A 25,499-nucleotide genomic window follows, 5' to 3' on the forward strand; every position below is an offset into this window, starting at 1 on the left:
TCTTTAGGATAAAAAATAATGAAAAAGCCTACTTTATGGGCTTAAAAAGAGGAGATTAAAAGTTATTTTTGGGATTTTAAAGTATAATAATGCAGGGTAATTGCCACAGGTCGTTACCCTGTGGCAAAATTTTAGCCCTAAAAGGAGCTAAGATGATTGCTACAAAATTCATCTTGGTTGCGATTATACTACTTTGTATCATCGCTGTCAAGGCTTATTAGTCTAAGCTTGAGCCAAGCTCTTGGCTTGGTCCAAGATGAGTTTAACCTGTGATTTCTTCTCTCTATGCAACAATCAATCTTTTTAAATGTTTTCTTTCCATTTGCATAGGTTTCAATTTTCTTTAGGAGCTTTTCCTTTGTGGAGTCTATTTTAAGGATTTTGTCATTTCTTTTAGAATCTCTAAAAACTTATCTGATTCGTTTCTAAAAAGCAATTTGTAGCTTGGATTGTTGTTGGATTCTTTAATTATATCCTTGATATAAATACAATAATAAAACTTGATAGTAATAATATAAAGTTTATTGACATTCTTAAAACTTTTGCTATAATTCCGCCTAAATTTTAATCATTTAAAGGAAAAATAATGGCAAAGCACACCTTTCAAACCGAAGTCAATCAATTACTTGATTTAATGATTCATTCCTTGTATTCCAATAAAGAAATCTTTTTGCGCGAATTAGTTAGCAATGCGTCAGACGCGCTAGATAAATTACAATATTTGACACTCACAGATGATAAACTCAAAACACTAGACTTTACCCCAAAAATTGATATTACTTTTGATAGCGAAAAAAACATTCTAACCATTAGCGATAGCGGAATCGGAATGAATGAGCAAGATTTGATTGAAAATTTAGGCACAATCGCTAAAAGCGGCACGAAAAACTTTCTTTCCAAACTTAGTGGCGACAAGAAAAAAGATTCCGCTTTGATTGGGCAATTTGGCGTGGGATTCTATTCTGCCTTTATGGTTGCAAGTAAAATCATCGTAACAACCAAAAAAGCAGGCGAAACACAAGGCTATGCTTGGATTAGTAATGGCAGTGGCGAATTTGAGATTGAAAAATGCGAAAAGGAATCCTACGGAAGCGAAATCAAGCTTTATCTCAAAGAAGACGAAAAGGAATGGACAAGTCGCTGGAGAATTGAAGAAGTGATTAAAAAATACTCCGACCATATTCCATTCCCTATTTTCTTGCATTACACAGAAACCAAAAGCGAGGGAGAGGGGGATTCTAAAAAGGAAGTAATAGAGCAAAAAAACGAACAAATCAACAAAGCCTCTGCGCTTTGGAGAATCTCCAAAAAAGACTTAAAAGAAGAAGAATATAAAGAATTTTACAAAAACCTAAGCTACGATTCTAACGACCCTTTAAGCTGGATTCATACTAAAGTTGAGGGGACATTAGAATACACTACCTTATTTTATATCCCACAAAATGCGCCCTTTGACCTCTATCGTGTAGATTACAAAAGTGGCGTCAAACTCTATGTTAAGCGCGTCTTTATCACAGATGATGACAAAGAACTCTTGCCATCTTATCTACGATTCGTGCGTGGAATCATTGATAGCGAAGATTTGCCTTTGAATGTAAGTCGTGAGATTCTACAACAAAACAGAATCCTAGCTACTATCAAATCTGCCTCTACCAAAAAAATATTAAGCGAAATAGAATCTCTACAAAAAGACGAGGAAAAATATAGCAAATTCTATAAAGAATTTGGACGTTGCTTAAAAGAAGGAGTTTATAGCGACTTTGAAAACAAAGAAAAACTACTAGACTTCTTGCGATTCCAATCTACCAAGAGTGAGGGCAAGGAAATCGCGTTTAAAACCTATAAAGAGCGTATGAAAGAGGGGCAAAAGGCGATTTATTACTTGCAAGGTGAGGATTTGGAGCTTCTTAAAAATTCTCCGCTCTTAGATACATTCAACAAGAAAGAAATAGAAGTCTTGCTTTTTGCAGAAGAGATTGACGGAATCGTAATGCCAATGGTGAATGAATACGACAAAACTCCTTTGCGCTCCATTACCTCCAAAGAAGCATTAGAGGACTTAGGGGAAGAAGAAGTAGAGGAAGCAGCCAAAGAAAAATTTAAAGCACTGCTTGAAATCTTCAAAAAAACCTTAGGAGAAGAAGTCAAAGAGGTGCGCTTAAGTGCGAGATTGGTGGATGCGCCCTCGTGTATCGTAAGCGACCCAGAAGACCCTAATTCTGCGGTGCTTAAGATGATGAAACAAATGGGTGCAATGGGTATGGGCGCAGACATTCCAGAACCAAAGCCGATTTTAGAACTCAATCCAAACCACACAATCCTTATCAAACTTTTAAACGCAGAAGAGCAAAAAGCAGAAGAGGTAGCGCATTTATTGCTTGAAGAAGCGAAGCTTTTAGAGGGAGGCAAACTCAAAGATGTGAATGCGTTTGTCAAACGTCTTAACACTCTCTTGCAGAAGAGTTTATAACATAGAATCGCAAGGATACCCTCTCCTTGCTTGTTTTACTACTTTCTTACATAAATCTTACAATGACAATCTTTAGGCAGATGTAATTCCAACGAAGTTTTAGGGGGAGGCTTAGGGGATTACCAAAGATACAAATCACCCAAGACAAACCCCCAAGTGAGAGCGGCAAGCACAATCGTGAAAAACACTCCAGCCGAGCCGCAATCCTTGGCGATTTTTGCTTTTTCGTGAAATTCTTGCGTGATTAAATCTATGCAAGCTTCAATAGCGGAGTTGAAGCATTCAGCGACACAAACAAGCAACAAAACGGCAATTAAGAGAATCCGAGTAAGAAGCGAGACTTCAAGTAAGCAAGCAATAAGAAGCAAAGGAACAATAAGAAGGCATTCTAGCTTGAAAGCCACTTCGTTTTTTAGCATAGCAAGCACACCACTTAAGGCGTATTTTGTGTTATTGAAAAAATGATATTTTGGTTTCATTGAAATTCTTTTTGAGATTCTTTAATCGTGCGTCATATTATCATATTTTGCATTATTTATTTCTATATTAATCCAAATTTTGGCTATAATTCCTCCTTATGAATGAAAAAATAAAAGATTTCATCAGAAAACAACATTTGTTAAGTCTAAGTGTAATTGAAAAAGATTCCAGCCTATTAGAAGTTTATAGCGCAAGCTGTTATTATGCTTTTGATGAAGAGAATCTTTGTTTGCTCTTTAAAAGTGCGCAGGATTCTAAACACATTCAACTTTGCACCCTAAACCCCAAAGCGGGTGTGATTATTGCTAAGGATTCTAAGAATCTTGGGAGCATTCAAGGTTTGCAAATCAAAGCATTTTTCAAACAAGCCACACAAGCACAAAAGAATCTTTATTATGCTACCTATCCTTTTGCAAAACTTGGCAAAGGCGAAGTTTTTGCGTTAGAGATTCTATGGGCAAAATACACAGATAATAAACTCTTGTTAAGCGAAAAATTAATCTTTATGAGGAAACAATGAAAAAAGTTTTGTTATTGATGAGCGGGGGCGTAGATTCTAGCTATTGCGCATATTTATTGCAAAAGCAAGGTTATAACGTGCATGGCGTATATTTGAAGTTGCACGACAAGGAGGAAAAACACAAATATTTTGAAGCAAAAGTGGAGCAATGTGCCGAGCATTTAGGAATCACTTATGAAGTCATAGATGAGCGCGAACTTTTTAAAAAAAGTGTTTATGATTACTTCATAGAATCTTATGCCAAAGGGCAAACGCCCAATCCGTGCGCCTTATGCAATCCATTAGTCAAGTTTAGAATCGCATTCCAATTAGCAGATAAATTAACCTGTGATTATGTCGCCACAGGACATTATGCGCAAGTCAAAGAGGGCAGAATCGCACAGGGGATAGATGAGGCAAAAGACCAAAGCTATTTTTTGTTTGGATTAAAGAAAGAGTGGATTCCACGCATTCTTTTCCCTCTAGGAGACAGAAAAAAAGCCGAGATAAAGCCTATCGCGCTAAAAGAGCTAGAATGGCTTGGGACTTTGGAGAGCTATAAGGATTCCCAAGAAATTTGCTTCGTAGAAAAGAGCTATCTTGAGGTGCTTCAAAAGCATTACAATACAGAATCTCCCGGTGTAGTGCTCAACACACAAGGGGAAGAAATCGGCACGCATAAGGGCTATATGCAATACACGATTGGCAAACGCAAGGGCTTCACGGTTGCAGGCGCACTAAGCCCCCATTATGTGCTAAGGATTAACCCACACGATAATACGATTGTCGTAGGGCAAAGGGACGCATTGGCAACTTATGTGGTAGAAGCGAGGAACTTTTCTATATCTAAAGAGGAATTTTTGGATAAAAAAGAATTGGATTGTGAGGTAAAAATCCGCTACAAAAGCCACAAGACAAAGGCAAGCGTAAGGCTAGAAGAAAGATTAGACACACAGGGTAAAATCCAAGAAATCTTGATTGCAAATCTACAAGAACCCGCCTTTGGCGTAGCAAGCGGGCAAGCATTGGTGCTCTATGAGGGGGATAAAGTGCTAGGCGGAGGGTTTATCCTCTAGCCTCTAATGACAATGGAATCAAAACTAAAAGCAAGATTCTATGTGATGAATTTGCAATAGCAAAACAATCAAGTATGCGGGGTTAGATTGCTGCGGCTAAATCCCTTTAATGGCGCAATAGGGAATCGCTATTGCGAGATTGCAACACTAAAATCGTAGGAAGCAAATTTTGTTAAAACAATGTTATTGTGAAGTTGCTTGTTCTCCTTTCAATTCCTTATCATAATCTGCTTTTTGATTAAAGATTCTTATTTTTTGCGTATTAAATTCAGCCGCAAGCGGATTTTTGGTTGCATCATAGTCTTGGACTTGGATTTGCGCAACATCACAAAGGAGATGAATCAAATCATCAATCACAAAGGGTTTGTCTTTTGCCGCTTGGATTCTTTGTGCAGTTTCTTTGTGCTTTTGGATAAACTCTTCACTCATTAGGGCAAAGAATGGCACTTCAGCGGTGAATCTTGAGGTTACAAAATGCCTAGTTTGCCCTTATATTCATACAAACTCTCTCCGTGGTCGCTAAGATAGAAAATAATAGAATCGCTTTTAGAGTAAATTTTAAAGATTTCATTTAAAATATAATCATTATATAAAACCGCATTGGCATAAGTAGCAATGATTCGTTTTTGTTCGTTGGTTGCGAAGCTAGGATAAGTAATGTCATCGGCATTAAACTTCGCAAACTCTTTGGGATAACGTTTATCATAATTGAAATGTGTTCCCATAAGATGAATAATGTCCAAACAAGGCTTAGATGGGTTTTGCTCAAATGCGGATTGGATAAAGGGCAAAAGAAATCCATCATAAGTGATTTGACTCTCTGCAATGCGGGAGCTAGTAATAAACCTGTTTGGGTTTGCTTTAGAATCTGCAAACGAAGCAATAGAAGCAAAGGCATTGACTTCAGAGCCTACGATTTCTTGGTTTGAAAAAATAGCAGTTTTGTATCCCGCAAGCGAGAAAAGATTGATAAGATCTAAAGATTGATTCCATTGCTTGTCTCCAGCACTAGAGAAATTGAGCAAATGCTGCAAGGCAAGCTTGGTTTGCGCAAAAGAAGCAATTGTATCGCTAAATAACGCTAGTTGCCCCCCCCCCCCAATTATTTGCCAAAGCACTCAAAAAGGGAGTGTTGGGAAGCTCATAACCATAAACATTAAGGAAGTTTCTTGATGTGGATTCGCCAATAACTAGCACAATATGCTGTGGAGAATTGGGGCTTTTGGAGATTGAGCCTTGATAAGATTCGCGTAAAAGTTGGTAATTGCTGACAAGTTGTTTGTAGCTTGTGTAGAAGCTCGCACTGCCATAATATTGACTTAAACTATAAAGAAATCGTGTAAGGGAATTTTCGTTGAGTTTTGCGAAAGGTTCTGGCTTGTGTTTGAAGTAGCGATTCGTAATATCAGCAATAAAAATCAAGCCAAGTAGCGCGTAAAACGCAAAAAAGATTTTAATCAATTTATGGGATAAGGCTGTTTGTGGAATCGGAAAGAATTTGAAATAAACCAAGCTAACTAAAAGGAATCCAAAAGCTACTAAGAAAATTTTGATGTTCAAAAAAGAAATGAAAAATTCTTTCATTTCTTGAAGATTTGTTTGTGCAATTGCGTCAATGACATAAGGCGTGATTAAGCTATGATAAGAATATAGCAAAAACCCCTCCACTATGAAGAGAATCGCACTCGCCACCACAAGCAAAGATAGAATATAATGTGCAAATCTCGGGAGAATCAAAAATATAAGGTGCAGACACAGGAGCTCTATTAGGATTGTGCTAAAGAGAGACTTGGCTAATTTTTCAAAAAACCAAAGAGGAGAGTCAAAAAAATAGCAGAAATAATTCCAACCAATTAAAAGAATCGCATTGCACGCAAAGAGAAATAAAACTTTTGATAGATTCGTTCGCAAAAATGAAAGAAAATTCATTATTTCAAACCCCATTCTTTAATATCGTGATATATTATAGCATAAAATTTGCAATTTTAGGCTATGGGGCTTTTAGAGGGCTAGTTGCGTTTGAGTTGATTTACGATTTGAAGCATAGAATCCGCAGTTTGGATAGATTTAGAGTTGGCTTCATAAGCCCTTTGCCCTACAATCAAGTCTGTCATTTCCTCTACAAGCTTGACATTGCTAGTTTCTACGAATCCTTGCCTTAGTTGCCCGAAGCCATTGAGCCCGGGTGTGCCAACGATTGGGTCTCCTGAAGCATTGGTATTGAGATAGAGATTATCCCCAAGCGCGTGCAAGCCTGCGGGGTTAATGAAATTTACAATCTCAATCTGTCCTAGTTGATTGACTTCAGTGGCATTGCCTTGCAAGACGGTTACCGTGCCGTCTGTCCCGATATTTAGTTGTGTTGCATCGTCTGGAATCGTGATATTTGGCACAAGCAAATAACCTTGAGAATTGACGACATTCCCCTCATCATCTCGTTTAAATGCGCCATCGCGTGTATAGGCAATCGTGCCATCGGGAAGCTCAATTTGAAAGAATCCATTTCCTGTAATGGCGACATCAAGATTCTGTTCTGTTTCTTTGAAGTTTCCTTGTGAAAACAGCTTTTGCACTGAAGTGGGGCGCACCCCCAAACCGACTTCAATCCCTGTGGGGCTCAAAGTCGTCTCTGAAGTGCTAGAACCCGCGTATTGTATCACTTGGTGAAACAAGTCCGCGAACTCCGCTCTTTCCTTGCGATAACCAAATGTATTGACATTAGAAATATTATTAGAGGTAACATCAATGAATAATTGTTGTCCCAACATGCCCGTAGTTGCTGTGTATAATGCTCGCATCATTGTGGAATCCTTTTTATGCTTTTGCTGCTAATTTTGTTATGGCTTCAGTATTGAGGTCGTCCATATGGGTTTTAAGCACTTTGGAATATGCCTCTACCAAGCGATTTGTTTCAATCAATCCTGTCATTTCATAGACAACATTAATATTACTTTTTTCTAAAAAACCTTGATGCACTGCTCCGCTTTGCTCTAATGCTTCGCGCTCATTGCTTCTTTCTTGTGGATAGGAATACAAATTATCCCCGACTTTTTTGAGATATTTGGGATTCTCAAAAGACACAATACCAATATTAGAGATTAAAGCCATTTCGCTAATTCCCTCATTGTTCAAATCACGAATGTAAATATTGCCACTCGTATCTACTTCTACTTGGAATCCATCAACAAATTCAATGTATTGTGGAGCGTCTAAATATTCTCTTGGAAGCACAGGATAGCCCTCTTTATTGACAAGCCTGCCTTGTTCATTGAGCACAAAAGAACCATCACGTGTATAACGAATCCCCTCTGGCGTTTCAACCATAAAATACGCATTTTCGCGCCCAAGTGCGAAGTCAAAGGTATTATCGGTTTGCATCATTCCGCCTAGTGAGCGGTCTGTAAATTCCTCTACAATCTGTGGAACGCGATTAAGGGAGCGATTGTAGAATTTCGCCGCATCTTTTGTTTGGTCGTCAATGGGTAAAAACTCTTTTGCTTGCTCATAGAGCCGCAAAAAATCACCAATCACGACATCATCTCGTTTGAATCCGGTTGTATTTGCGTTTGCGATATTGTTTGCAATGACATCTAAGCGGTCAATTTGCGTAACCATACCGCCGACAGAACTATAATATCCACCTTGCATTTTATGCCTTTTGTTGAACTTTATTCAGGGTTAAAGCAAAAGGTGTTCCAAGATAGATAAACATCAAGTTTTTATAATAAATTTCACTTGTTTTTGCTTATTTGTGCCTTGTTTTCTGTCTTGTAAAGCCAAATAAAGACTTCTACGACTGCTTTATAAAGCGTGGGTGGAATCTCCTCGTCCAATTCTAAATTAATCAGCGAATCCACAAGGGCTTTGCTCTGAAACAAGGGAATCTCGTATTCTTTCGCCTTTTCAATGATTCTTTGTGCGAGGAATCCCTCGCCCTTGGCGATGACTTTTGGCGCGCGTTGTTTGTTTTGCTCATACGCAAGGGCTACGGCTTTTTGATTAAGCAAGGGTGGCATTAGTAACTTCCTAAGATTCTATCTACCGTTTCCCAACTTAGTTTGGGATTTGGCTTTTCTTGGTGGGATTGCAAGAGGAAATGTCGCACGAGGCGCGCAAGGCAATCGGTTTCTATATTGACACGCATTCCGACTTGATAGGTTTTAAAAAGCGTGGAATGCAAAGTGTGCGGGATAATCGTAAGGCGCAAGGTGTCTTCTAGGATTTCATTAATCGTCAAACTAATGCCAGAAATCGCAATGCTTCCCTTTGGCACGCACAGAGCAAGCACTTCGGGTGTAGTGCGGATAAAGAAATCCGTGCCAATGTGATGAGGCTCTATGCGTGTAATCTCCCCGATTCCGTCAATATGTCCTTGCACGATATGCCCATCAAGCCTATCATCTAGGCGCATTGCAGGTTCAATATGCACCAAATCCTGATAAGTCTCTAGTGCAATGTGTCGCTGTGTTTCTTCACTAAGTTCTAGTGCGAAACTATCGCCGAAAGTTTTGATTGTCGTAAGGCAAGCTCCATTGACTGCGATAGAATCGCCGATTTTGGGTTGATATTTTGCAATTAAAGTCAGTGTCGCACCTTGCAAGGATTTGACTTTACCAAACTCACGCACAAGTCCTGTAAACATTTCCAACCTTTAAGTAAAATTGCATTAAAATTTGTAAATTGTAGCATAAAAGGAGTAATATGCAGCTGTGCGATACACATTGTCATTTAGATGATATGCGTTTTGCGGACGACTTTTCTGCGATGATAGAACGCGCCAAACAAGCTGGAATTACGCGTTTTATCATTCCTGCCGCCGACCCAAAAGACTTGAAAAGGGCGCAAGAATTAGCCCATACTTATGAGAATGTTTATTTTGCTAGTGGCACGCACCCAGATTTAGCGCATTTATACGATGAGGATTTTATCAAAGGGTTTTTAAATGATTCTAAATGTGTGGCAGTGGGGGAATGCGGACTAGATTATTATAGAATGGAAAGCAATCTTGTAGATTTTGGCGTGGATTCTGAAACAGAGGTGAAACAGAAGCAAAAGGAGGTTTTTATCGCGCAAATCAAGCTCGCAATAGAATCTAATAAACCCTTGATTGTGCATATTAGAGACGCTTCGTTGGATAGTTTGGAGATTTTGCAAACCTATGCGCCTAAGCTCAAAGGCGGAATCCTGCATTGCTTCAATGCAGATTTTCAGTTACTTAGCCTAGCGAAATTCAACTTTTATTATGGAATCGGGGGAGTTTTAACCTTTAAAAACGCAAGAAAACTTGTAGAAATCCTGCCCAAGATTCCGCTTGATTCGCTTTTGCTTGAGACAGACGCACCTTATTTGACACCCCACCCACACCGTGGAGAGCGCAACGAGCCAAGCTTCATTCCTTTAGTCTTGGAGAAAATGAGCGAGATTCTAGGCTTATCAAAAGAATCTTTAGTAGCGCAAATCGATCAAAACACTACAAGGCTTTTTGGTGCGTTGTAGAGAGATTTGCCTTTAACCCTACTCATCTTTTGGGATTTTTTGTGTTCTTTGCCAAAGTAATTTATGATTTTGTCTCATTGGAATTTGCTTAGCTATCGTCCTTGCGAGGCTTTAGCCAAAGCAATCTATAATCTCGCGCCTTAAGATTACTATTAGTCATTGCGAGAAATGAGTAAAACGAATGACGAAGCAATCCATAATCCAAAATTTCACCTTTAACTTTCAATATTCCATTGTAAGAGTTTCTATATTTAAGATTATGGATTGCCACGTATAAAAACGCATTTTAAATCAAAGTTTTTCCATTTAAAATCGTGGTGGTTTGATTTAAAATGGAAAAATTAAGCTATTGTAAAGTAAAATATTTAAGAATCAAAGTCTAAATTGAGATTAAACCACGAAAAAAGACTATCAATCTATTTAAAAGAAGGAGAAAAATGGAAACAATATCAATTCACCCATATAAACCTCATATTTGTCAAGGGGCAACAAAGTTGATTATTGGAACGATTCCCCCATACAGATTTTGCACTAATGGAATAAAGAAACTTGATGATGGAGATATTGATTTTTATTATGGCTCAAGAGATAATTACTTTTGGGACTTAATGTCTGAAATAACCAATCAAAAATTACAACATAAAAAAACTCCAAAGAAGCAATTGAGGAGCGAAAGGCACTGCTGGATTCTCTAAAAGTAGGAATAATGGATGTTGTAAAGACTTGTATTCATAAGAATGGGAAGTCAGATGATAAATCGCTTGATAACATAGAATTAAATAGCGAATTAATTAAAGAAAAACTTTTGGAATTTCCAAATATCAATACACTAATTTACACAAGTAGATTTGTAATCTCCCAAATGATAAACAAAAGCATTTCTGATAAAGTCCGCCATAAATGGAATCCTGAAGACAAAATGGACGGAACAATTGATATAAACGGGAAAAAATATCAGGTTCGCATTTTATATTCTCCATCTCCCAGTGCATCGCGCAGAGTGAGTAAGCAAAAACGATTGGAGCGATACAAAGCAGTTTTTAAATAAAATAAATGCTTGAAAACATTATTACGATTTTAGATAAATTTTTGGGCAAAGAGGATAATCGTCCTTAACTATTGCCATTGATTTTACCTCTCAATTTGATATACAAGACAACTAAAGCAATCACAAACCTATTGGGAATCTAAAGTAGAATCCTTATCTCTTTCCTTGATTGCTTCCTTTGAGTTCTCTGGCATAGTTTTAAAGAAATTGTCAATCTCCTTAGGATGTGTTATCATCTCTTGCACAATGAAATTTAATATCTCAAAGAGTTTATAAGCAATCTGTGGATTATCGTTTATATCTAGCTCTTTTGTAGAATGCACTGCATTATTTCCTGTGATACGCACAATATCTAAGGCTTTTTGCACCTTTGGAGAAAGTCCTAACTTGACAAGCTCTTTAATATCCTCATTGATATTTTTGCCTTTAAGGCTTTTGTATTCTTCAAAATTATCTCTCAAATATGATATTAATTCCTCTAAGGCTAAACGCAACAAAGCACAAGCTGCTCTAGGAGAATCCCCTAAGACATTAGAGGCTTCCTTGTAGATTGCCTTAATGGATTCGGGCATATCCTCTGCTAGAGGAATAACAGAGGATTTGGGATAGAGCATTTCCTCTTTGATAGTGGGCTTACCCCTTTGTAATGTCCCATATTTACACCAAAGGCTATAATTCTTACATACTTGACACACTGCAATATGGATAGAATAATTTATATCGGGAGTATGTCCTTCATATAGACACTCCCAATTCATTTGAGCCAATACACTACAATAAGGACAAGTAAAGGCTGTTTGCCAAAAACTTGGAGAAACAAATTTTTGCATTATTTTTCCTATTTTTCAAAATGAAACATTATAATCATATTCTACTAAGAATCTCTTTTATTTAAACCCTTTCATTTCAAAATCTATTCTTTCTTTTTCTTAATTTTATGCTAAATTCCTTTTAAACTAAAAGGATTATTATGGAAATGGAAGAGATTATAGAAAAGCTAAAGGATATTTTGGCGAGTGAGGGACAAACAAGAATTAAAGCTATGGATATAGCCAAAGCCTTAAACATACACCCTGATACTTTTAATAGTATGAAGTTTAGAAACTCTATTCCTTATAAACAAATCCTAAACTTCCTAGAGCAAAGAAAGATTAATATCAATTACTTTTTCTTTGGAAGCTCTCCTAAAGAAAGCTTAGAATGTGAGGAGAAATATAGGATTCTAAAACTCTATAAAACAAATGCTTCTTTGGGAGGTGGGGGGATTAATGAGTTTGTAAGTGTAGAGGAGATTCCTTTCCCTATCACATTACTAGAAAAACTCAAGATTAATCCTAAATGGGAAATCATAGAATGCAAGGGAGATTCTATGGAATCTTTGATTAAAGACAACGCACTCTGCTTCATTGACAGACAAGCTACTCTCAAAGATAAAGGAATCTTTGTAATTAATACCAATGAGGGATTGTTTGTCAAACAAGTGATTCTAAAAGATAATGGAGTGATTCTGCATTCTTTAAATCCAACCTATCAAGATTTATTCTTTCAAAATGGAGAGTATTTGATTGTGGGGAGAGTGGTTGGGGTGTGGCAAAAATTCTAAGTCGCAATGCTTTATTTACGCTATAATATATAATAAAATAAGTTCATAAGGAATCAAAATGAAATTAAAAGATAACTTCTACGATGTAAACGAGAATTGCACATTTGAAAATGATAAACTTAACAGAGAAATTATTGCTAATCGTTTAACAAGTATTTTAAAAAGTGCAGAAACTAGTCCACAAGGCTTGATTCTTGCTTTAAATGCACAATGGGGAAATGGTAAAACAACTTTTATTAAAATGTGGAAAAATATGCTTGATAAGGATTACAAGATTCCAAATCTGTATTTCAGTGCTTGGGAAGAGGATTACACCAAAGAGCCTTTGATTGCTGTTTTGGGAGAATTGAATCGGTATTTAACAAAGAATAAAATTCAGAATGAAAATTTCAATCAAGCAGTAGAATCTGTGCAAAAAATCTTTAAAAGAATATTGCCTACTTTATTGAAAATAAGCGTAAAAGGTTTATTTAATAAAATTGGAATAGATAATGAATTGCTTCAAGAGGCTTCGCAAGCATTCACAGAAGAGAGTGCAAAAACATTAATTGAAGATTATTCTAAAGAAAAAGAATGCTTAACTCAATTAAAAGAGAATCTAACAAAAGTCTTTGAAGTAACGGGAGCAAAAGAGGAACAACCTTTTATCATTTTTATAGATGAAATAGACCGCTGCCGCCCGACCTATGCTATTGAAATGCTAGAGAATATTAAACACCTCTTCGGGATTCCAAATCTTGTTTTTGTAATCTCTATTGATAAAGCACAACTCTCTAAATCCATTCAAGCAATTTATGGGCAAATTGATACAGAAAATTATCTTAGGAGATTCTTTGATTTAGAAGTTGCTTTGCCTAATCCATCTTTGCAAGATTTTTGCTCTTATTTACAAGAAGAATTAGATATAAAAACAAAAACAAGTCTTTCAGATATTTTTATAACAAATAATTTTACTCTTAGAGAATTACAAAAAATTGCCCCCCAAATTAAGCTAGCAGGAGTGTATTTTCAGAATCAAGGCATTGATATGAGACGCGCTATTTTTATTTTACTTCTCAAAATCTATAAGCCTGATTTATATTCTCAAATACCAAATATTACGGATACAAAAGGGGTTATGGAGATAATTGAAAAACTTGTGTGCAAAGATGACATTTTAAATGAGGAATTTCTTATTGAATACATAAAAACCACTTATAGTGTATGCAAAAATGCATTTAGTAGAGATTCTAATTTTTTACACAATCCACATGACTATTGTTATGATAACATAAAAAAACAATGGTTTAAAGATGGAAAATTGGTTGAAGAAAGTTTTTCTTGCGTTGTGGAAACTTACAAAGACATACTTACTGAAAAAAAATTGAGTAAGAATTGGATTTCAGAGATAACTGACGATAAGACAATTAAAACTATTACCGAATTTATCAACTTTGCTGCAGAACCTATAACATCTCTTGAGTTTAGGGATAATGTATTCTAGGTTGAATCACCATAGCAAAAACAAAAAAGATTTTTGCAATTTATGGTGATAAAATCTTGCATTATATTTCTATTCTTTAAATAAGAAATTACAATGCCACTATTCATTAAAGATTCTCCCCCCTGCCAAAGAATCCTAATAATTCCTCACTAATAATTCTTTCCTTTTAACATTCTGTGTCTGCATATTAATTCTATAATGCGTCTCTAGGGTTTCTATGGTAAAGCTTTGATAGAGATTCCTAACAAGCTCACAATCATTATAACTTAATAGGAATTTCCCTTTGATACTCTTTAGAATCTTACATAAATCCCTATGGTCTTTTAAATCAAAGGTCTTTTTATTCTTATAATAATTCTCTGTCCCTACATAAGGCGGGTCAAGATAGAATAATGTAGAATCACTATCGTATTGCTTAATGAATTCTCTAAAGTCAAGATTCTCAATACTCACTGGCTTTAGCCTCTGTGCATAAATTTGAAAGTTCTTATAAATATTCTTTGGGCTTCTTGCCTTTTTGCACATTGCATAATGGTCTCTCTTACCTCCAAAGCTATGCACGATAGAGTAATAATAGAGTGCGGCTTTTTCTATATTGTTTCTTGGCGTCTTGACTTTAGAATCTAAGAAAAAATCCCTACCATTAAGCATTCTATTTAATTCTATTTGGAGGCTCTGCGGTCGTGTTTGAATGATTCTGTGTAGATTGATTAAATCGGCATTCCAATCATTAATCACCTCATTGTATTTTGCAAAAGGACGCTCTTTGGCATAAAGCACTGCTAGGCTTCCCCCAAAGACTTCTGCATAAGTGGTATGCAGAGGCATTCTCTCTACAATCTCTTTTGCCATTTTAGATTTTCCACCTATCCAAGCAAAAGGAGGTTTTAAAGTGCTAGTTTTCATTTTAAAGTTTGCATTTTCCATTGCAACTCCTTTTAAAATGAAATAAATAAGCCTTAAATTACAATTTAAAGCTATAATGCTTTTGCTAGTTTTCATTAAGGGGGCTTCCCCTTAAACTTAAATCTTGATTCCTCTATCAACTTTCTATCCCTTTAAATATAATCTTTTCCTTTTTGTTTTAATCTTGCTTCTCTTTGAATCTCTAATCTCTCACTTTGCCATTTCACAATGAGTTCTAAGCAAGCACACTTTTTCTCTAAAACTTGAAGTGTATGATTTAAAGATTTGAGTTGTGTTTTTAAAGCTTTCTTTTTCATTGTTTTTCCTGTCTAAATTTAAAATTTAATATAAAAAAGGTTTTTAAGAGCAAGCAGGCAATTAGGAAAGCTTTGTTTATCAAAGCTAGGTTGCCTACTCTTGTCTGTGAGTTCTTAAAAACCCTTTAATAGTCTGTATCAATCTATGCAAGGCAAGAATAGGCACACTGGATTTTTACAAGTAAAAATCTCCCTAATTGCCTTTTATAGATTGATACAAACGATTTCTTGAGAAGCCTCACACTCACTTCTCAAACTCCACACTTGTAGTAAAGGAATCTGCACTCAAAGAGTGATGCACACTCTTAATGCGATATTCCCCGCTATCCTCTCCCGCATTGCTTAAGGAGAGAATCCCTCCTGCAAACACGCAAGTCCCATAAATTTCTAAACTTCCACTCACGATTCCACACTTTGCCCTCTCTAGTTTTGCCTTAGCCTTTGCTAAAGCTTCTGCTGCATTCTTGAAACTCTGCTCTAGCCTGATTTGCTCTCCCTCATCACTGCCTACTATGACTTCTTTGATTTTGTTTTCTTTGGTATCGTGCCATATTGCCTTGCAGCTTCCATAAAGTGTTTTATTGGAATACTTAATGCGATAACTACTGCATTCACTTAGGCTAATGGAAGATTTAGGAATTATACTTTTGCTCTCGTTTTCCTTTCTTAAAAACACGATTTGGTTATCCTTGACATTAAAAATCGCATCAAAGTCCTTTGCAAACTTTTGTAAAAATGTCAAATCACTCCTATCGTGCTGCCCTGCATAAGCAATCTTAATCTCTCCAAAATCAGCAACTGCACTTAAATCGTGTTCCTTTGCGATTCTCTCTACAATCTCTTTGAGACTTAACTTCTCCCACGCGCGATTCTTTCTCTTTTTTAACCCACTGCTAAAATCCACTCCCGTAGCAGTAATCGTTGTGCTAGATTCTGTCCTCTCACTACTTTGCACCGCGAAGCTTCCACAATACCATAGCCCACTCTCCTTATACCCTAACCATAGCTTTAGCTTATCTTTGTATTTGGGACGTTTGAAAGCTCCATACACACTAAGTGTAATCTCATCACTGACGATTCCTGCCTCATCTTTGAAGCTAAGTTCTATAAGATTCTTTGCAATGTGTGCGGTTACATCTTTCTCATTAGCTAGAATCTTAAAATCTGGTGTAAAATGCTTCATTGGTAATACCTCTTGAGTGAAATTTGCAAAGTGCGTTTCAAACTTGCGCCATTAGGGATTATGGATTCCTCTTTGATTTTTACACTCTCCACTAACACTTCACCGATGATTTTGCCATAGCCTAAAACCATAAAGAAAGGTGTTTTAAGTTTCACTGCCTCTAAGAATTCCTCTAATATCTCTTGTTTCTGTAAGAGCATATCCAATTCTAGTGTGAAAGATTCTTTAAACTTTCCACTATTAAAAGTTGCAGGATTATTCCCAATCCTTGCAATTTCGCTAAAGTTTAATTCTAGGTTAGACTCTATTGTGTTTAATTGTGTTTGTTGTAAGATGAATTTAAAATCTCCCAATGCAAGATAAGCCATTTTAATCCTTAAAATAAAATTGTTTAGCACAAAGGATTTTTAAAAATCAATATCGCTTAGTGTGCGATTGCGCTCACTCTCTTTAGACTTTTTCAAAGCAGCTTCCACTTCCCTTTGAATATCTCTTTGAAGCTCAGAGTTTTCTGGAATCTTGCCATCGGTGGTTTGCACATTAATTCCTCCTGTGAAAGCTACATTGATATTTTGCGCTTGTGTCTTTGGATTCTGTGAGATAGGTTGCACCGCAATAGGATTAATCTTTGCAGGTTGCAAGGCGAAAAGCAATCGGTGGAATCTTTAAAACAAGAGAGATTGCCAAGAAATTCATTGCGCTCTATCAACAATACAATCCCAACAAGGCAGCCTTAGAAGCAAATTTTGGCGGGGATTTTTTAAAGGATTATATTAAAAAAGAAGCAAATGCAAAGGGTTTAAATCTTCACATTAAAGGTATTGCCAACACAGAAAACAAAGAATTGCGCATTGAGAGGCTAGAGATTCCTATTGAGGATGGGGAGATTCTTTTTCAAAGAAACCAAACCTTGCTTTTAGAGCAACTAGAGCAATTTCCCGATGGCAAGAATGACGACTTGCCTGACGCATTAGAGGGCGCATACTCCCTTTTAAAATTCAAAAAGAAAAAGCAAAGAGTGATGGACTACACACTTTTAAAACCCAAAAGGAGTTTTAGGCTATGAAAAAAGAACATTTACTACAAAACACCCTAATCGCAGAATTACTCAATACCCCTTACCAAAAGCCCCTAAGCAGAAAAGACATCACAATGATTATGGGGGATTTAATCGTAAGCCAATGCAATATTTCCCGCAAGGCACACATTGAGAAAAAGGAAGTGATTATTGCTACAAAGAGTGAGAAATACCAAGCAATCCTTAAAAGTGTCTTCCACGCTTCTATCCTCTCACAGATTCTTGAAACCTATCTCTATGGAATCAATGTCTTTGAAATCAATTGGGAGAGAAAACAAGGACTCCTTGTGCCAAGTTTAGTGGGAAGGGATTTTCAAGAATTTAAATTTGATAATGAGGGCAAACTCGTGTTTTTAGGCAATGGATTAGAAGAGGAGATTCCTCCTTTTAAGGTTGTCTATGGAATCTATAACCAAAGCTTCCGTGCTCCCTATGGAGAATCTGCATTGCGGCATTTATATTTTAGCGTAAATGTAAAGAATGCAGGATTAGACTTTTGGATACGATTCCTAGAGAGATTTGGAGACCCTTGGGCGGTTGCAAAAACACAAGATGACCCAAGCACTCTTGCCCTTGAGGTTTCTAATATGCTTAATGGCAGCACGGCTGTGATTGACAAAGACGAGGAAATAGAGCTCATCCAACCAAGTGCAAAAAGTGATTTTAAAGAACTCGTGGAATATTGTGATAGCCAAATCAATCGCTTCATTTTAGGAGGGAATCTCACAGGCGAAGTAACAGCTGGAAGCCTTGCAGCCGCACAGGCACATAATGATATTAGAAGCGAGATTGCCCTAAGTGATGAGCGGATTCTTTGCTATGTTTGCAATCGTGTGATTAGTTATTTTAAATCCTTAAATGGAATCACAGAGGAAATCACCTTTTCACTCTTTAATGAGGACGAACCAAAAACTGAATTGGCAAGCAGAGATAAAATCATTTATGAAATGGGATTCCAACCCACACAAGAATATATAGAGAAAACCTATAATCTAAAAACCACACCCCTAACAGAGCCAAACCCTAAAGATTCCACAAGGCAAGGGGAAGAGGAAAAAGGGGAACAAAAAGGAGAAAAAGGGGGAGAAGAGAATAAGGATTCTAAGCTTGTTAAAAACGCATTTAATGGTAATTTAATCCCTTTTAAATTACCCATAAATAAAAATCTTGGGCTTGACGCAATAGATAATTGGACAGAGAATCTTAAAGCAAAAGACTTTGATTTGGATTCTATTTTACAAAATGCAAACAGCTTTGAGGAAGCATTGAGTGCATTAGAGAATGCCTTGCAAGGAGAGGATTTAGAGATTGCAGAATCCGCTCTAGCAGAGGCAATAATGAATGCACAAATCTATGGGGCGTTAAATGGTTAGCTTTCACTTCAATCTCCCTCCAGAGCAGAACATAGAATTTTTAAAAGCAAAAAAGCCTAAGCTTAGTTTTAACTATGATGAAATAATGCACGCGGCACACTTAAAGGCATTTACGATTGCAAAGGTAACCAAGCTTGATTTACTAAGTGAGATTCAAGATTCTTTAATCAAAGCCCAAAGTGAGGGAAAGAGCTTTGAATCTTGGAAAAAAGACATTAAACCCACCTTAGCTAAAAAGGGTTGGCTAGGTAAGGTTGAAGTTACCAATGAGAAAACAGGGGAGATAAAGACAATCAATGTCAATAATGCAAGATTGCAAAGAATCTATAACACCAATATGCGTACCGCAAACGCACAAGGCAGAGCCAAAGCACAATATGCCCTAGAGGGTGAGATTTACTTGCGTTACATTGCATTACAAGATGGACTTACGCGTCCCTCTCATCTCAAAATGCACGGAGTTACACTGCATAGAGACGACCCTTTTTGGGAAACAAACTACCCTCCAAATGGTTGGAATTGTAGATGTGTGGTGAGGGCATATAGCAAAGCAGAATGTGAGAGACAAGGCTTTACAATTTCACAAACACCCCCACTGCCGATTGCAAGTAAGGATTGGAGCTATGATAAGAGAGGGCTAGAGAAAGATGAGAGTTTGGATTCTGTTTTAGAAACAAAGCTAGAGAAGTTTAAAAAGAATCCAAATAAAGAATATTTTGTAGAATCTTTAAATGATACCAAAGCAGATATTACGCAAGTCAAGCAAAATTATCAAGCCATTCTAAATCTCAAACAAGAATCAAAAAATGGCGAGGCAGATAAGAAGTTTATCCCTATTGCTAAAACCACGCAAACGCTTAAAAGCTTGCTAAACACAGAGGCAAAAGAAATCTATCTAAGTGGTTGGACATTAAGAACACATACGCATCATACCAATGTGAAAGAGCTAGATTATTCTTTATTGCCTTTTTTAATCAGAGATACAAATGTGTATAAGGTAAAAGAAAGTGGAGAGAATCATATTGTTTATTTTAGTAGGTTTGGGAGTTATTATCGTGCAGTTTTTAAAAAAACAAGCAATGATGAAATTTTTTTACAAAGCCTAGTGAAAGGAAACAAAGAAATTACAAAATAATTGGGGAGTCCATCTCCCAAATTAAGAAGCGGCAAGTGCCAACCTTACGCCTTTAAGTTTTTCTTAGCTTAGAGCGGACATACTCTAAGGAGCGGGTTATCCAATACCGCCATGAGCAACACTTCTTAAGGTATAGATTCTACCACAAAGGATTAAAAAATGCAATACACTATAAAGAATCTTGCAAACTAAAGGCTAAGAATGATTTTTACAAATCTTAGTAGCGGGAGAGATTCTACTGCAATGGTAGTTAGGTATTTGTAGGTAACATTATGGCAGAAATCATCATTAGCATTGAAGAATTACAAGGCAAGCTAGAAAGGTTAAGTAAAGCATTAGAGAATAAAACACCGCTTCTAAGGAGAATTGCTAATACTTTGCAAAATGTTACAGAGGAATCCTTTGACAAACAAGCCTCACCATTTGGAGAGAAATGGAAATCTAACTCACCTAGAACCCTACAAAAGAAGCGAGGCAATAAGATTCTTATTCAAAGTGGGCTTTTAAGTCAATCTTTCACGCAAAAAGTTACAGGCAATAGCGCACAAGTAGGCACGAATAAACAATATGCTGCAATACATCAATTTGGAGGGAAAGCGGGGAGAAATAAAAGGGTTACAATCCCCGTACGTCCTTTTATGCCGATTAATAAAAATGGAGAGATTCCAAAGGATTTAGGCGAGAGGCTAGAGGGAGAAGTGGTGGATTATTTGAAAAATTACTTGGAATATTGAAGTGAAATAGCCCTAAAAATCATATATAAGCCATTCATTCCTAAACCTATATGCGTCTTTCCCTCAAGTTCAGATTTTACCATTTTAACAGCTTTTAATAATATCTCTTGATGTAATTCTACTTCTTCCTTTTTCAAGAGCATATCAGCAGCAACGATAGCTGACACTAAAAATTTAACAGCAAAGTCTTGTTTACCCTTTTCCCAAAAATCTCTACATAGAATGTATCCGCTCCAAGCCAACATTTTATAAGGGCAGACACCATTTACAGAAACTCCATAAGCTGTTACATGGTCATAGTATTGACTAACTACTTTTTCTAACAAACGCTTTTCTGTTTCGTCATCAACACGAATTTCGTAATATTGCTCAGAACAATCAAAAAATAAATTTATGACATTCGCCATATCGGAAAAGTCAAACGAAGCCTTGCTAAGTTCGCCTTGAATACCCATTATTTTACCTCTTTTAGTAAGGATGCGGCTAGTTCTTTCCCTGCTTTGATTTCCCTTTCTACAACTTTTTCTCTATCGTTTTCATACTCTTTTAAGAAAGTAGAAATCTTGGGATTAATTCCATTATGTAGCTGTGTTTTGGCTTCTTCTCGCGTTGAAATAACGCCACCTGTTTTTTCGCTAATGACTTTTTCAAAAATAGCTTGTGCAGTTTCTTTTGTCATAGCGTCTCCTTTTCAAAATATAAGCTGAATATCAAAATTTGATATTTGAAGTAAAAGATAATTATTTTTTGTATTTTATAAATTTTTATCTTGTATTCTTTCAATTTTTCATTAAAAAGTGGCTGAAATTGTATAAAATTTAAGATTATAATAATTTTAAATTGTAACTTTCTGTAAATATTATCGTTACTTTATCGTTTTAGGAAACAGGAATTAGCACAAATTTAAACTATGCTCTTTTTAGATTTAAAAAAAAGGGGGGGGGGAATTGAATGTGGTAGCATAAAGAGAAAGCACAGCTTGTAAATGAAGCTATGGCTTAACATTAAGAATTAATCCTTAAACTCTTGAATCACATCATCAATGATTTGTTTCAAATCAATTACCAAAGAAATGTCTTTACTCTCTAAAGATTCATCAATTCTTTCTCTTACTCTACATACTGCATTAATTAAGATATTAAAATTCTCCTTGACTTCAATTTCGCATTCAAGATTGTTACAAGCAATTTTAATACCCTCTTGATTTGCTAGCAATCCAATTTCTGAATGTTGATTAATTGCCAAAGATAAAAAGACTTTTTCTTCTTCGTGTATGATTTCTAAAATCATAGTATCTCCTTTATGTTTTATTGGGACAACATTAACTCCACTTTGCTTAGTGTGTGCTGTGGTAGTCTGCAAGTTAAGAAATAAAAAGTTATGATTTTAAACAAATTCAAGGGAATTGAGTGTCAAAAATAACTATTATTGCTTTATTATTCTCTACATTATTAAGTGCAAAGGAAATAAATACTTTCAAAGAAGCTAAGGAAGCCTTAGTAGAATTTTATGCTAAAAATAAAGAATACCAAACCGACTTTTATTGCAATGCGCCTTTTCAATGGGTTAAAAATCGTTTTGAAGTTGTGCCTAGTGAAGCCTATACTCCAAGAAATGTTAAAACAAAGAAAGGTAAAATCAATGCGAGAGCTCAAGTCATTGAATGGGAACACATTATGCCTGCCCATAACTTTGGGAAACATTTGCCTTGTTGGAGACAAGGAGGCAGGAAAGAATGCCAAAAGGATAAAACATTTAAAAAAATGGAAGCAGATTTACAGAATCTAGCACCTTCCATTGGCGAAATAAATGATGATAGGAGTAATTACAGATTTGTAGAATCTCCTAAAAGATTGCGATTTACACAATATGGAAATTGCAAGGTTTATACAAATTTTAAAGCCAAGAGATTCTATCCTGCGAATTACTCTAAGGGCTGGATTGCAAGAAGTTATCTTTATATGAGCAAAACCTATAATATTAAACTTTCTAATCAAGAGAGAAAGCTAATGGAATCTTGGGATAGGCAATATCCTATGAGTGAAAGAGAGAAAGTCTTTAGAGAGTTTGCCACTAGGAAGTGAGACTATAAGTCCCCCATCCTTGAAAGAATGTCGCCTATATCAAATCCACCCTGTAAATCGGCAAAATCTTTTATTATTTTTTTAACCCCAAATTCGCCTGATTCTCCTTTGTATTTTCCATCCCAAACAACGAGTATTCTAATTGTCCCATCTTTATATTTTTCCATTCCAGTCCTCACAACCTCAAACTTGCCATTACTCACATTATTGACAATATTTCCGAGCATAGAAAAAGAGTTAAAGGGGTCAATTCCGCGATAAGCACTCTTGAATGGATTTCCCTCTTTTAACTCCTTATAGCAAACCTCCCTAATGGGAGCAAGGTCAGTTTTACCATTTTTCCTAAATTCATTAGAGAAAATATTGAGATTCATACAATCAATAAAATCTGTAGATTCTATATCCTCAATTCCATTATCGTGGAGAAAACTGCTAGAATCTTGCAAGATAAAAAGTCTAATTTCTGTTTGGTCTATCTTTTTTGCAATGAGTTGTTTTTTCATAGGTTCAATATCATAGCTTTTATTTCTAATGCCATTCTCTGTTTTTTGAGATTCCTCCTCTTGTTCTTGAATCTCTACAACAGGTTTTTCCTCAACTTGTTCGGTATTTATTTGGGCAAGTGTTTCTTTCTTTTGGGCATCGTCAACTGCAACACTGGCAATAAAAACAAAAAAGGAAGCAAAAAATAAATATCGCGCAATTCTAAACTTAAAAGAACGTGGCAATGAATCCTTTTTTAATTTTCTTGTAATAGCAGAAACAATCCAATAACACAAAAACGCTAAAAAATACAAGAATGTAATAAAAGCAATAAAATTTGCCATAGACAACTCCTTATTTTGAATGAAACATTTTATTCAAAAAATACTTAAACTTTTGGAATGGCTAAGGATTTAAAACAAGCTCGGCTGTCTCTTGTTTTTAAGAATCTTATAGAGGTGTTGCTCACTCAAATCATATTTTTGTTGCAGGCTTAGCATAATATGCTTTTTAGGGAAATGTTTGTTTAAAAGGTTTTGGTAATCTTCCCAAATATCCTCATCTCTTTGCACACTCTTATAGCTTGGAATATAAACATTTGCCCCACCAAAATCTTGCAAGACTTGCTTTAGAGATGCACCGCTTTTGATTTGCTCATAGAGATGAAAGAATATATCAGAATTGGTAATTGGGGATTCCATTAAAACTCCTTAACATAACAGAATTTTAACAAATTTACATCAATTTTTAATCCCCTTTTTTGCTTCTTTGCCATTTCTTTAGCGCAATAATTACCTTTTGTGCTTCTTTAATGCTTAAGCTCTCCAAGTATAAAGGCAATCTACCAATAATGCGTTGGATAAACTTTCTCAATCCTAGCTCATTTTTAACCTCTGCTATTTCATTGTAGATTCCAATCATTGTTTGAATCTGTGCCTTACTTGCATTACCCTCTTTATAAAAGCCTTTGATGTGTCTTTTAGGAATAAAGCCTAAGGATTTTGCAAACTCTTTTAGCTCTTGCAAACTTAACTCCTTGCTAGATTCTACCTTGTATCTCTCCCATAGCAAATCTCTATATTGAATCTCTGCCATACCTAGTTCGTTTTTCTTGATATGAATGCCTGTAATTAATTGCTTGCGCTCATTTTCTTGTAGTGGAGTGAGTGTTTCCATTAGATTCCTTTGTATGTTAATTCAATATTCTAAGTTTAAAAGTTTTGGAATCTTGCCGACTACAAACTCTCTCTTGCCTCTTTTAACGCAGTGACTAATCTCTCTAAACAATCAGAGATAAACCACATCTCTTGAGATTCTATTTGATACTCTTTACACCCAATCCCCATAAATATTGCAATGTTAGAGAGACTCTTTAAATCATTGGCAATATCTTCTAATGTATCTTTTATTTCTAGTCTTTGCATAGGAATCCTTTATTTGTATTTTCGCACACTTGATTCACTTACTCCAAGTGTCCTAGCAATCTTTAAGGCACTCACACCACTTTTAGCTAATTCTTGAATTTTTGCAATGGTATCAGGAGAATGTTCTTTAACCTTGCTTTTGGGTTGGAATCTATAAAGGTTTAGTAGCTCCCTTTGGGTTTGTAGAAGCTCATCTTTTAAACTTGCATTCTCTCTTTTTAAAGAATCTTTGCTTAAATTAGAATCTCTTAACTCTGTGATTAAAGCAGATTCTACATTAGGAGCAGAATAGAATCCTTGTTTCCTAATGCTTGGGAGGACTTCATTTACTACCCATTGCCTAAAGGGCTTTGCCTTTGGTTTATCACTACGCATAAGAATAAAATAGAGTTGGGGTTCGGTAATCACAGTAAAATCTTTGATTCCAAAACCTGTATCAAAGCTACCCACTTTTAAGGTGGATAGCTCAAACTCTTTTAAGACAGATTCCTTTACCTTGTGGGTATCTTGTATTTCAAGAATCTTACACACATCACTTAAGCAAAAGAGAGGATTTTCATTATCCTCTATTATCCGCATATTACCCAAAGATTGATTTGTGAAAGTTTGTAATCTCATAGATTTCCC

General features: G+C 36.0%; 37 protein-coding genes. 14 read left to right on the forward strand and 23 right to left on the reverse strand.

Annotation, left to right across the window (positions count from 1 at the left end):
• The first annotated feature begins 89 nt into the window (after positions 1 to 89).
• Both HDT10_RS01780 and htpG read left to right on the forward strand, forming a co-directional pair.
• Complete coding sequence (locus HDT10_RS01780; protein ID WP_290879359.1) at positions 90 to 221, forward strand: hypothetical protein; 132 nt, start codon at positions 90 to 92, stop codon at positions 219 to 221.
• A 365-nt stretch (positions 222 to 586) separates the two neighbouring features.
• Positions 587 to 2,470: a molecular chaperone HtpG gene (htpG, locus tag HDT10_RS01785; RefSeq protein ID WP_290879361.1), complete on the forward strand. Its 1,884-nt coding sequence runs from the start codon at positions 587 to 589 to the stop codon at positions 2,468 to 2,470.
• Positions 2,471 to 2,589: 119 nt separating this feature from the next.
• Here htpG and HDT10_RS01790 read toward each other — a convergent pair whose 3' ends face one another.
• Positions 2,590 to 2,949, reverse strand: a complete 360-nt coding sequence (locus HDT10_RS01790) for a diacylglycerol kinase (RefSeq protein ID WP_290879363.1) — start codon at positions 2,947 to 2,949, stop codon at positions 2,590 to 2,592.
• 98 nt (positions 2,950 to 3,047) lie between these two features.
• Between HDT10_RS01790 and HDT10_RS01795 the strand changes: the two genes are divergently transcribed.
• Positions 3,048 to 3,470, forward strand: a complete 423-nt coding sequence (locus tag HDT10_RS01795) for a hypothetical protein (RefSeq protein ID WP_290879366.1) — start codon at positions 3,048 to 3,050, stop codon at positions 3,468 to 3,470.
• Positions 3,467 to 4,525, forward strand: coding sequence for a tRNA 2-thiouridine(34) synthase MnmA (gene mnmA, locus HDT10_RS01800; protein ID WP_290879368.1), 1,059 nt, complete (start codon positions 3,467 to 3,469; stop codon positions 4,523 to 4,525). The genes HDT10_RS01795 and mnmA overlap by 4 nt, the downstream gene beginning before the upstream one ends.
• A gap of 183 nt (positions 4,526 to 4,708) precedes the next feature.
• On the opposite strand, the gene HDT10_RS01805 is transcribed toward mnmA, so the two are convergent.
• The 7 genes from HDT10_RS01805 to ribE form a co-directional block, all read right to left on the reverse strand.
• Positions 4,709 to 4,972: a hypothetical protein gene (locus HDT10_RS01805; protein ID WP_290879370.1), complete on the reverse strand. Its 264-nt coding sequence runs from the start codon at positions 4,970 to 4,972 to the stop codon at positions 4,709 to 4,711.
• Between the two features lie 20 nt (positions 4,973 to 4,992).
• A complete protein-coding gene (locus tag HDT10_RS01810) occupies positions 4,993 to 5,643 on the reverse strand; it encodes a sulfatase-like hydrolase/transferase (protein WP_290879373.1) in 651 nt (216 codons plus the stop codon).
• Entirely contained in the window at positions 5,597 to 6,454 is an 858-nt protein-coding gene (locus HDT10_RS01815) for a sulfatase-like hydrolase/transferase (protein WP_290879376.1), read from the reverse strand. Before HDT10_RS01815 ends, HDT10_RS01810 begins: the two co-directional genes overlap by 47 nt.
• Before the next feature lie 80 nt (positions 6,455 to 6,534).
• Entirely contained in the window at positions 6,535 to 7,326 is a 792-nt protein-coding gene (flgG, locus tag HDT10_RS01820; RefSeq protein ID WP_290879378.1) for a flagellar basal-body rod protein FlgG, read from the reverse strand.
• A gap of 13 nt (positions 7,327 to 7,339) precedes the next feature.
• A complete protein-coding gene (locus HDT10_RS01825; protein WP_290879380.1) occupies positions 7,340 to 8,173 on the reverse strand; it encodes a flagellar hook-basal body protein in 834 nt (277 codons plus the stop codon).
• Positions 8,174 to 8,256: 83 nt separating this feature from the next.
• Positions 8,257 to 8,541: an EscU/YscU/HrcU family type III secretion system export apparatus switch protein gene (locus HDT10_RS01830; protein WP_290879381.1), complete on the reverse strand. Its 285-nt coding sequence runs from the start codon at positions 8,539 to 8,541 to the stop codon at positions 8,257 to 8,259.
• Positions 8,541 to 9,167 carry a riboflavin synthase gene (gene ribE / locus HDT10_RS01835; RefSeq protein WP_290879382.1) on the reverse strand — a complete coding sequence of 209 codons (627 nt, stop codon included), beginning with the start codon at positions 9,165 to 9,167 and terminating at the stop codon, positions 8,541 to 8,543. Before ribE ends, HDT10_RS01830 begins: the two co-directional genes overlap by 1 nt.
• A 59-nt stretch (positions 9,168 to 9,226) precedes the next feature.
• On the opposite strand from ribE, the gene HDT10_RS01840 reads away from it, so the two are divergent.
• Positions 9,227 to 10,021, forward strand: coding sequence for a TatD family hydrolase (locus HDT10_RS01840; protein ID WP_290879385.1), 795 nt, complete (start codon positions 9,227 to 9,229; stop codon positions 10,019 to 10,021).
• Between the two features lie 88 nt (positions 10,022 to 10,109).
• Here the strand turns inward: HDT10_RS01840 and HDT10_RS01845 are convergent, their stop codons facing one another.
• A complete protein-coding gene (locus HDT10_RS01845; RefSeq protein ID WP_290879389.1) occupies positions 10,110 to 10,247 on the reverse strand; it encodes a hypothetical protein in 138 nt (45 codons plus the stop codon).
• Between the two features lie 211 nt (positions 10,248 to 10,458).
• Between HDT10_RS01845 and HDT10_RS01850 the strand changes: the two genes are divergently transcribed.
• Together HDT10_RS01850 and HDT10_RS01855 are read left to right on the forward strand one after the other, a co-directional pair.
• Positions 10,459 to 10,716 (forward strand): hypothetical protein, encoded by a 258-nt coding sequence (locus tag HDT10_RS01850; protein ID WP_290879392.1) that lies wholly within the window; start codon positions 10,459 to 10,461, stop codon positions 10,714 to 10,716.
• 11 nt (positions 10,717 to 10,727) lie between these two features.
• Complete coding sequence (locus tag HDT10_RS01855) at positions 10,728 to 11,069, forward strand: hypothetical protein (protein ID WP_290879395.1); 342 nt, start codon at positions 10,728 to 10,730, stop codon at positions 11,067 to 11,069.
• A 128-nt stretch (positions 11,070 to 11,197) separates the two neighbouring features.
• Here the strand turns inward: HDT10_RS01855 and HDT10_RS01860 are convergent, their stop codons facing one another.
• Positions 11,198 to 11,899: a DUF4145 domain-containing protein gene (locus HDT10_RS01860; protein ID WP_290879396.1), complete on the reverse strand. Its 702-nt coding sequence runs from the start codon at positions 11,897 to 11,899 to the stop codon at positions 11,198 to 11,200.
• A gap of 140 nt (positions 11,900 to 12,039) precedes the next feature.
• Here HDT10_RS01860 and HDT10_RS01865 point away from each other — a divergent pair, with 140 nt between their 5' ends.
• Both HDT10_RS01865 and HDT10_RS01870 read left to right on the forward strand, forming a co-directional pair.
• A complete protein-coding gene (locus HDT10_RS01865; RefSeq protein ID WP_290879397.1) occupies positions 12,040 to 12,672 on the forward strand; it encodes a S24 family peptidase in 633 nt (210 codons plus the stop codon).
• 58 nt (positions 12,673 to 12,730) lie between these two features.
• Positions 12,731 to 14,155: a P-loop NTPase fold protein gene (locus HDT10_RS01870; RefSeq protein WP_290879399.1), complete on the forward strand. Its 1,425-nt coding sequence runs from the start codon at positions 12,731 to 12,733 to the stop codon at positions 14,153 to 14,155.
• 135 nt (positions 14,156 to 14,290) lie between these two features.
• Here HDT10_RS01870 and HDT10_RS01875 read toward each other — a convergent pair whose 3' ends face one another.
• From HDT10_RS01875 to HDT10_RS01895, 5 genes are all read right to left on the reverse strand, one after another.
• Entirely contained in the window at positions 14,291 to 15,082 is a 792-nt protein-coding gene (locus HDT10_RS01875) for a DNA adenine methylase (protein ID WP_290879402.1), read from the reverse strand.
• Positions 15,083 to 15,213: 131 nt separating this feature from the next.
• On the reverse strand, positions 15,214 to 15,378 hold the full coding sequence (locus HDT10_RS01880) for a hypothetical protein (RefSeq protein ID WP_290879405.1): 165 nt from the start codon (positions 15,376 to 15,378) through the stop codon (positions 15,214 to 15,216).
• Between the two features lie 244 nt (positions 15,379 to 15,622).
• Positions 15,623 to 16,561, reverse strand: coding sequence for a phage late control D family protein (locus tag HDT10_RS01885; protein ID WP_290879407.1), 939 nt, complete (start codon positions 16,559 to 16,561; stop codon positions 15,623 to 15,625).
• Complete coding sequence (locus tag HDT10_RS01890; RefSeq protein WP_290879410.1) at positions 16,558 to 16,929, reverse strand: phage tail protein; 372 nt, start codon at positions 16,927 to 16,929, stop codon at positions 16,558 to 16,560. Before HDT10_RS01890 ends, HDT10_RS01885 begins: the two co-directional genes overlap by 4 nt.
• A 39-nt stretch (positions 16,930 to 16,968) precedes the next feature.
• Positions 16,969 to 17,214 (reverse strand): hypothetical protein, encoded by a 246-nt coding sequence (locus tag HDT10_RS01895; RefSeq protein ID WP_290879412.1) that lies wholly within the window; start codon positions 17,212 to 17,214, stop codon positions 16,969 to 16,971.
• Here HDT10_RS01895 and terL point away from each other — a divergent pair.
• From terL to HDT10_RS01915, 4 genes are all read left to right on the forward strand, one after another.
• The gene (terL, locus tag HDT10_RS01900; RefSeq protein WP_290879414.1) at positions 17,190 to 17,627 is read left to right on the forward strand and encodes a phage terminase large subunit; all 438 of its coding nucleotides are present in this window, start codon (positions 17,190 to 17,192) and stop codon (positions 17,625 to 17,627) included. The genes HDT10_RS01895 and terL overlap by 25 nt on opposite strands.
• Positions 17,624 to 19,012, forward strand: a complete 1,389-nt coding sequence (locus HDT10_RS01905) for a DUF935 family protein (RefSeq protein ID WP_290879416.1) — start codon at positions 17,624 to 17,626, stop codon at positions 19,010 to 19,012. Before terL ends, HDT10_RS01905 begins: the two co-directional genes overlap by 4 nt.
• Positions 19,005 to 20,147, forward strand: coding sequence for a phage minor head protein (locus HDT10_RS01910; protein WP_290879418.1), 1,143 nt, complete (start codon positions 19,005 to 19,007; stop codon positions 20,145 to 20,147). Before HDT10_RS01905 ends, HDT10_RS01910 begins: the two co-directional genes overlap by 8 nt.
• Positions 20,148 to 20,419: 272 nt before the next feature.
• The gene (locus tag HDT10_RS01915) at positions 20,420 to 20,881 is read left to right on the forward strand and encodes a phage virion morphogenesis protein (RefSeq protein WP_290879421.1); all 462 of its coding nucleotides are present in this window, start codon (positions 20,420 to 20,422) and stop codon (positions 20,879 to 20,881) included.
• Here the strand turns inward: HDT10_RS01915 and HDT10_RS01920 are convergent.
• The 3 genes from HDT10_RS01920 to HDT10_RS01930 all read right to left on the reverse strand — a co-directional run bounded on the left by HDT10_RS01920 (position 20,866) and on the right by HDT10_RS01930 (position 22,171).
• Positions 20,866 to 21,336, reverse strand: a complete 471-nt coding sequence (locus HDT10_RS01920; RefSeq protein ID WP_290879423.1) for a hypothetical protein — start codon at positions 21,334 to 21,336, stop codon at positions 20,866 to 20,868. The genes HDT10_RS01915 and HDT10_RS01920 overlap by 16 nt on opposite strands.
• Complete coding sequence (locus tag HDT10_RS01925; protein WP_290879425.1) at positions 21,336 to 21,560, reverse strand: hypothetical protein; 225 nt, start codon at positions 21,558 to 21,560, stop codon at positions 21,336 to 21,338. The genes HDT10_RS01920 and HDT10_RS01925 overlap by 1 nt, the downstream gene beginning before the upstream one ends.
• A gap of 332 nt (positions 21,561 to 21,892) precedes the next feature.
• Positions 21,893 to 22,171, reverse strand: a complete 279-nt coding sequence (locus HDT10_RS01930; RefSeq protein ID WP_290879428.1) for a hypothetical protein — start codon at positions 22,169 to 22,171, stop codon at positions 21,893 to 21,895.
• A gap of 119 nt (positions 22,172 to 22,290) precedes the next feature.
• Between HDT10_RS01930 and HDT10_RS01935 the strand changes: the two genes are divergently transcribed.
• Positions 22,291 to 22,965 (forward strand): endonuclease, encoded by a 675-nt coding sequence (locus HDT10_RS01935; protein WP_290879430.1) that lies wholly within the window; start codon positions 22,291 to 22,293, stop codon positions 22,963 to 22,965.
• A 2-nt stretch (positions 22,966 to 22,967) separates the two neighbouring features.
• On the opposite strand, the gene HDT10_RS01940 is transcribed toward HDT10_RS01935, so the two are convergent.
• The 5 genes from HDT10_RS01940 to HDT10_RS01960 form a co-directional block, all read right to left on the reverse strand.
• Positions 22,968 to 23,792 (reverse strand): hypothetical protein, encoded by an 825-nt coding sequence (locus HDT10_RS01940; protein WP_290879431.1) that lies wholly within the window; start codon positions 23,790 to 23,792, stop codon positions 22,968 to 22,970.
• Positions 23,793 to 23,861: 69 nt separating this feature from the next.
• On the reverse strand, positions 23,862 to 24,149 hold the full coding sequence (locus HDT10_RS01945; RefSeq protein WP_290879435.1) for a Mor transcription activator family protein: 288 nt from the start codon (positions 24,147 to 24,149) through the stop codon (positions 23,862 to 23,864).
• A 46-nt stretch (positions 24,150 to 24,195) separates the two neighbouring features.
• Entirely contained in the window at positions 24,196 to 24,624 is a 429-nt protein-coding gene (locus HDT10_RS01950; RefSeq protein WP_290879438.1) for a phage protein GemA/Gp16 family protein, read from the reverse strand.
• Positions 24,625 to 24,683: 59 nt separating this feature from the next.
• Complete coding sequence (locus HDT10_RS01955; protein WP_290879440.1) at positions 24,684 to 24,872, reverse strand: hypothetical protein; 189 nt, start codon at positions 24,870 to 24,872, stop codon at positions 24,684 to 24,686.
• A 9-nt stretch (positions 24,873 to 24,881) separates the two neighbouring features.
• Complete coding sequence (locus HDT10_RS01960; RefSeq protein ID WP_290879442.1) at positions 24,882 to 25,490, reverse strand: BRO family protein; 609 nt, start codon at positions 25,488 to 25,490, stop codon at positions 24,882 to 24,884.
• Positions 25,491 to 25,499 lie beyond the last annotated feature (9 nt).

The organism is Helicobacter sp. (genome assembly GCF_014799995.1).
GTDB lineage: Bacteria > Campylobacterota > Campylobacteria > Campylobacterales > Helicobacteraceae > Helicobacter_D.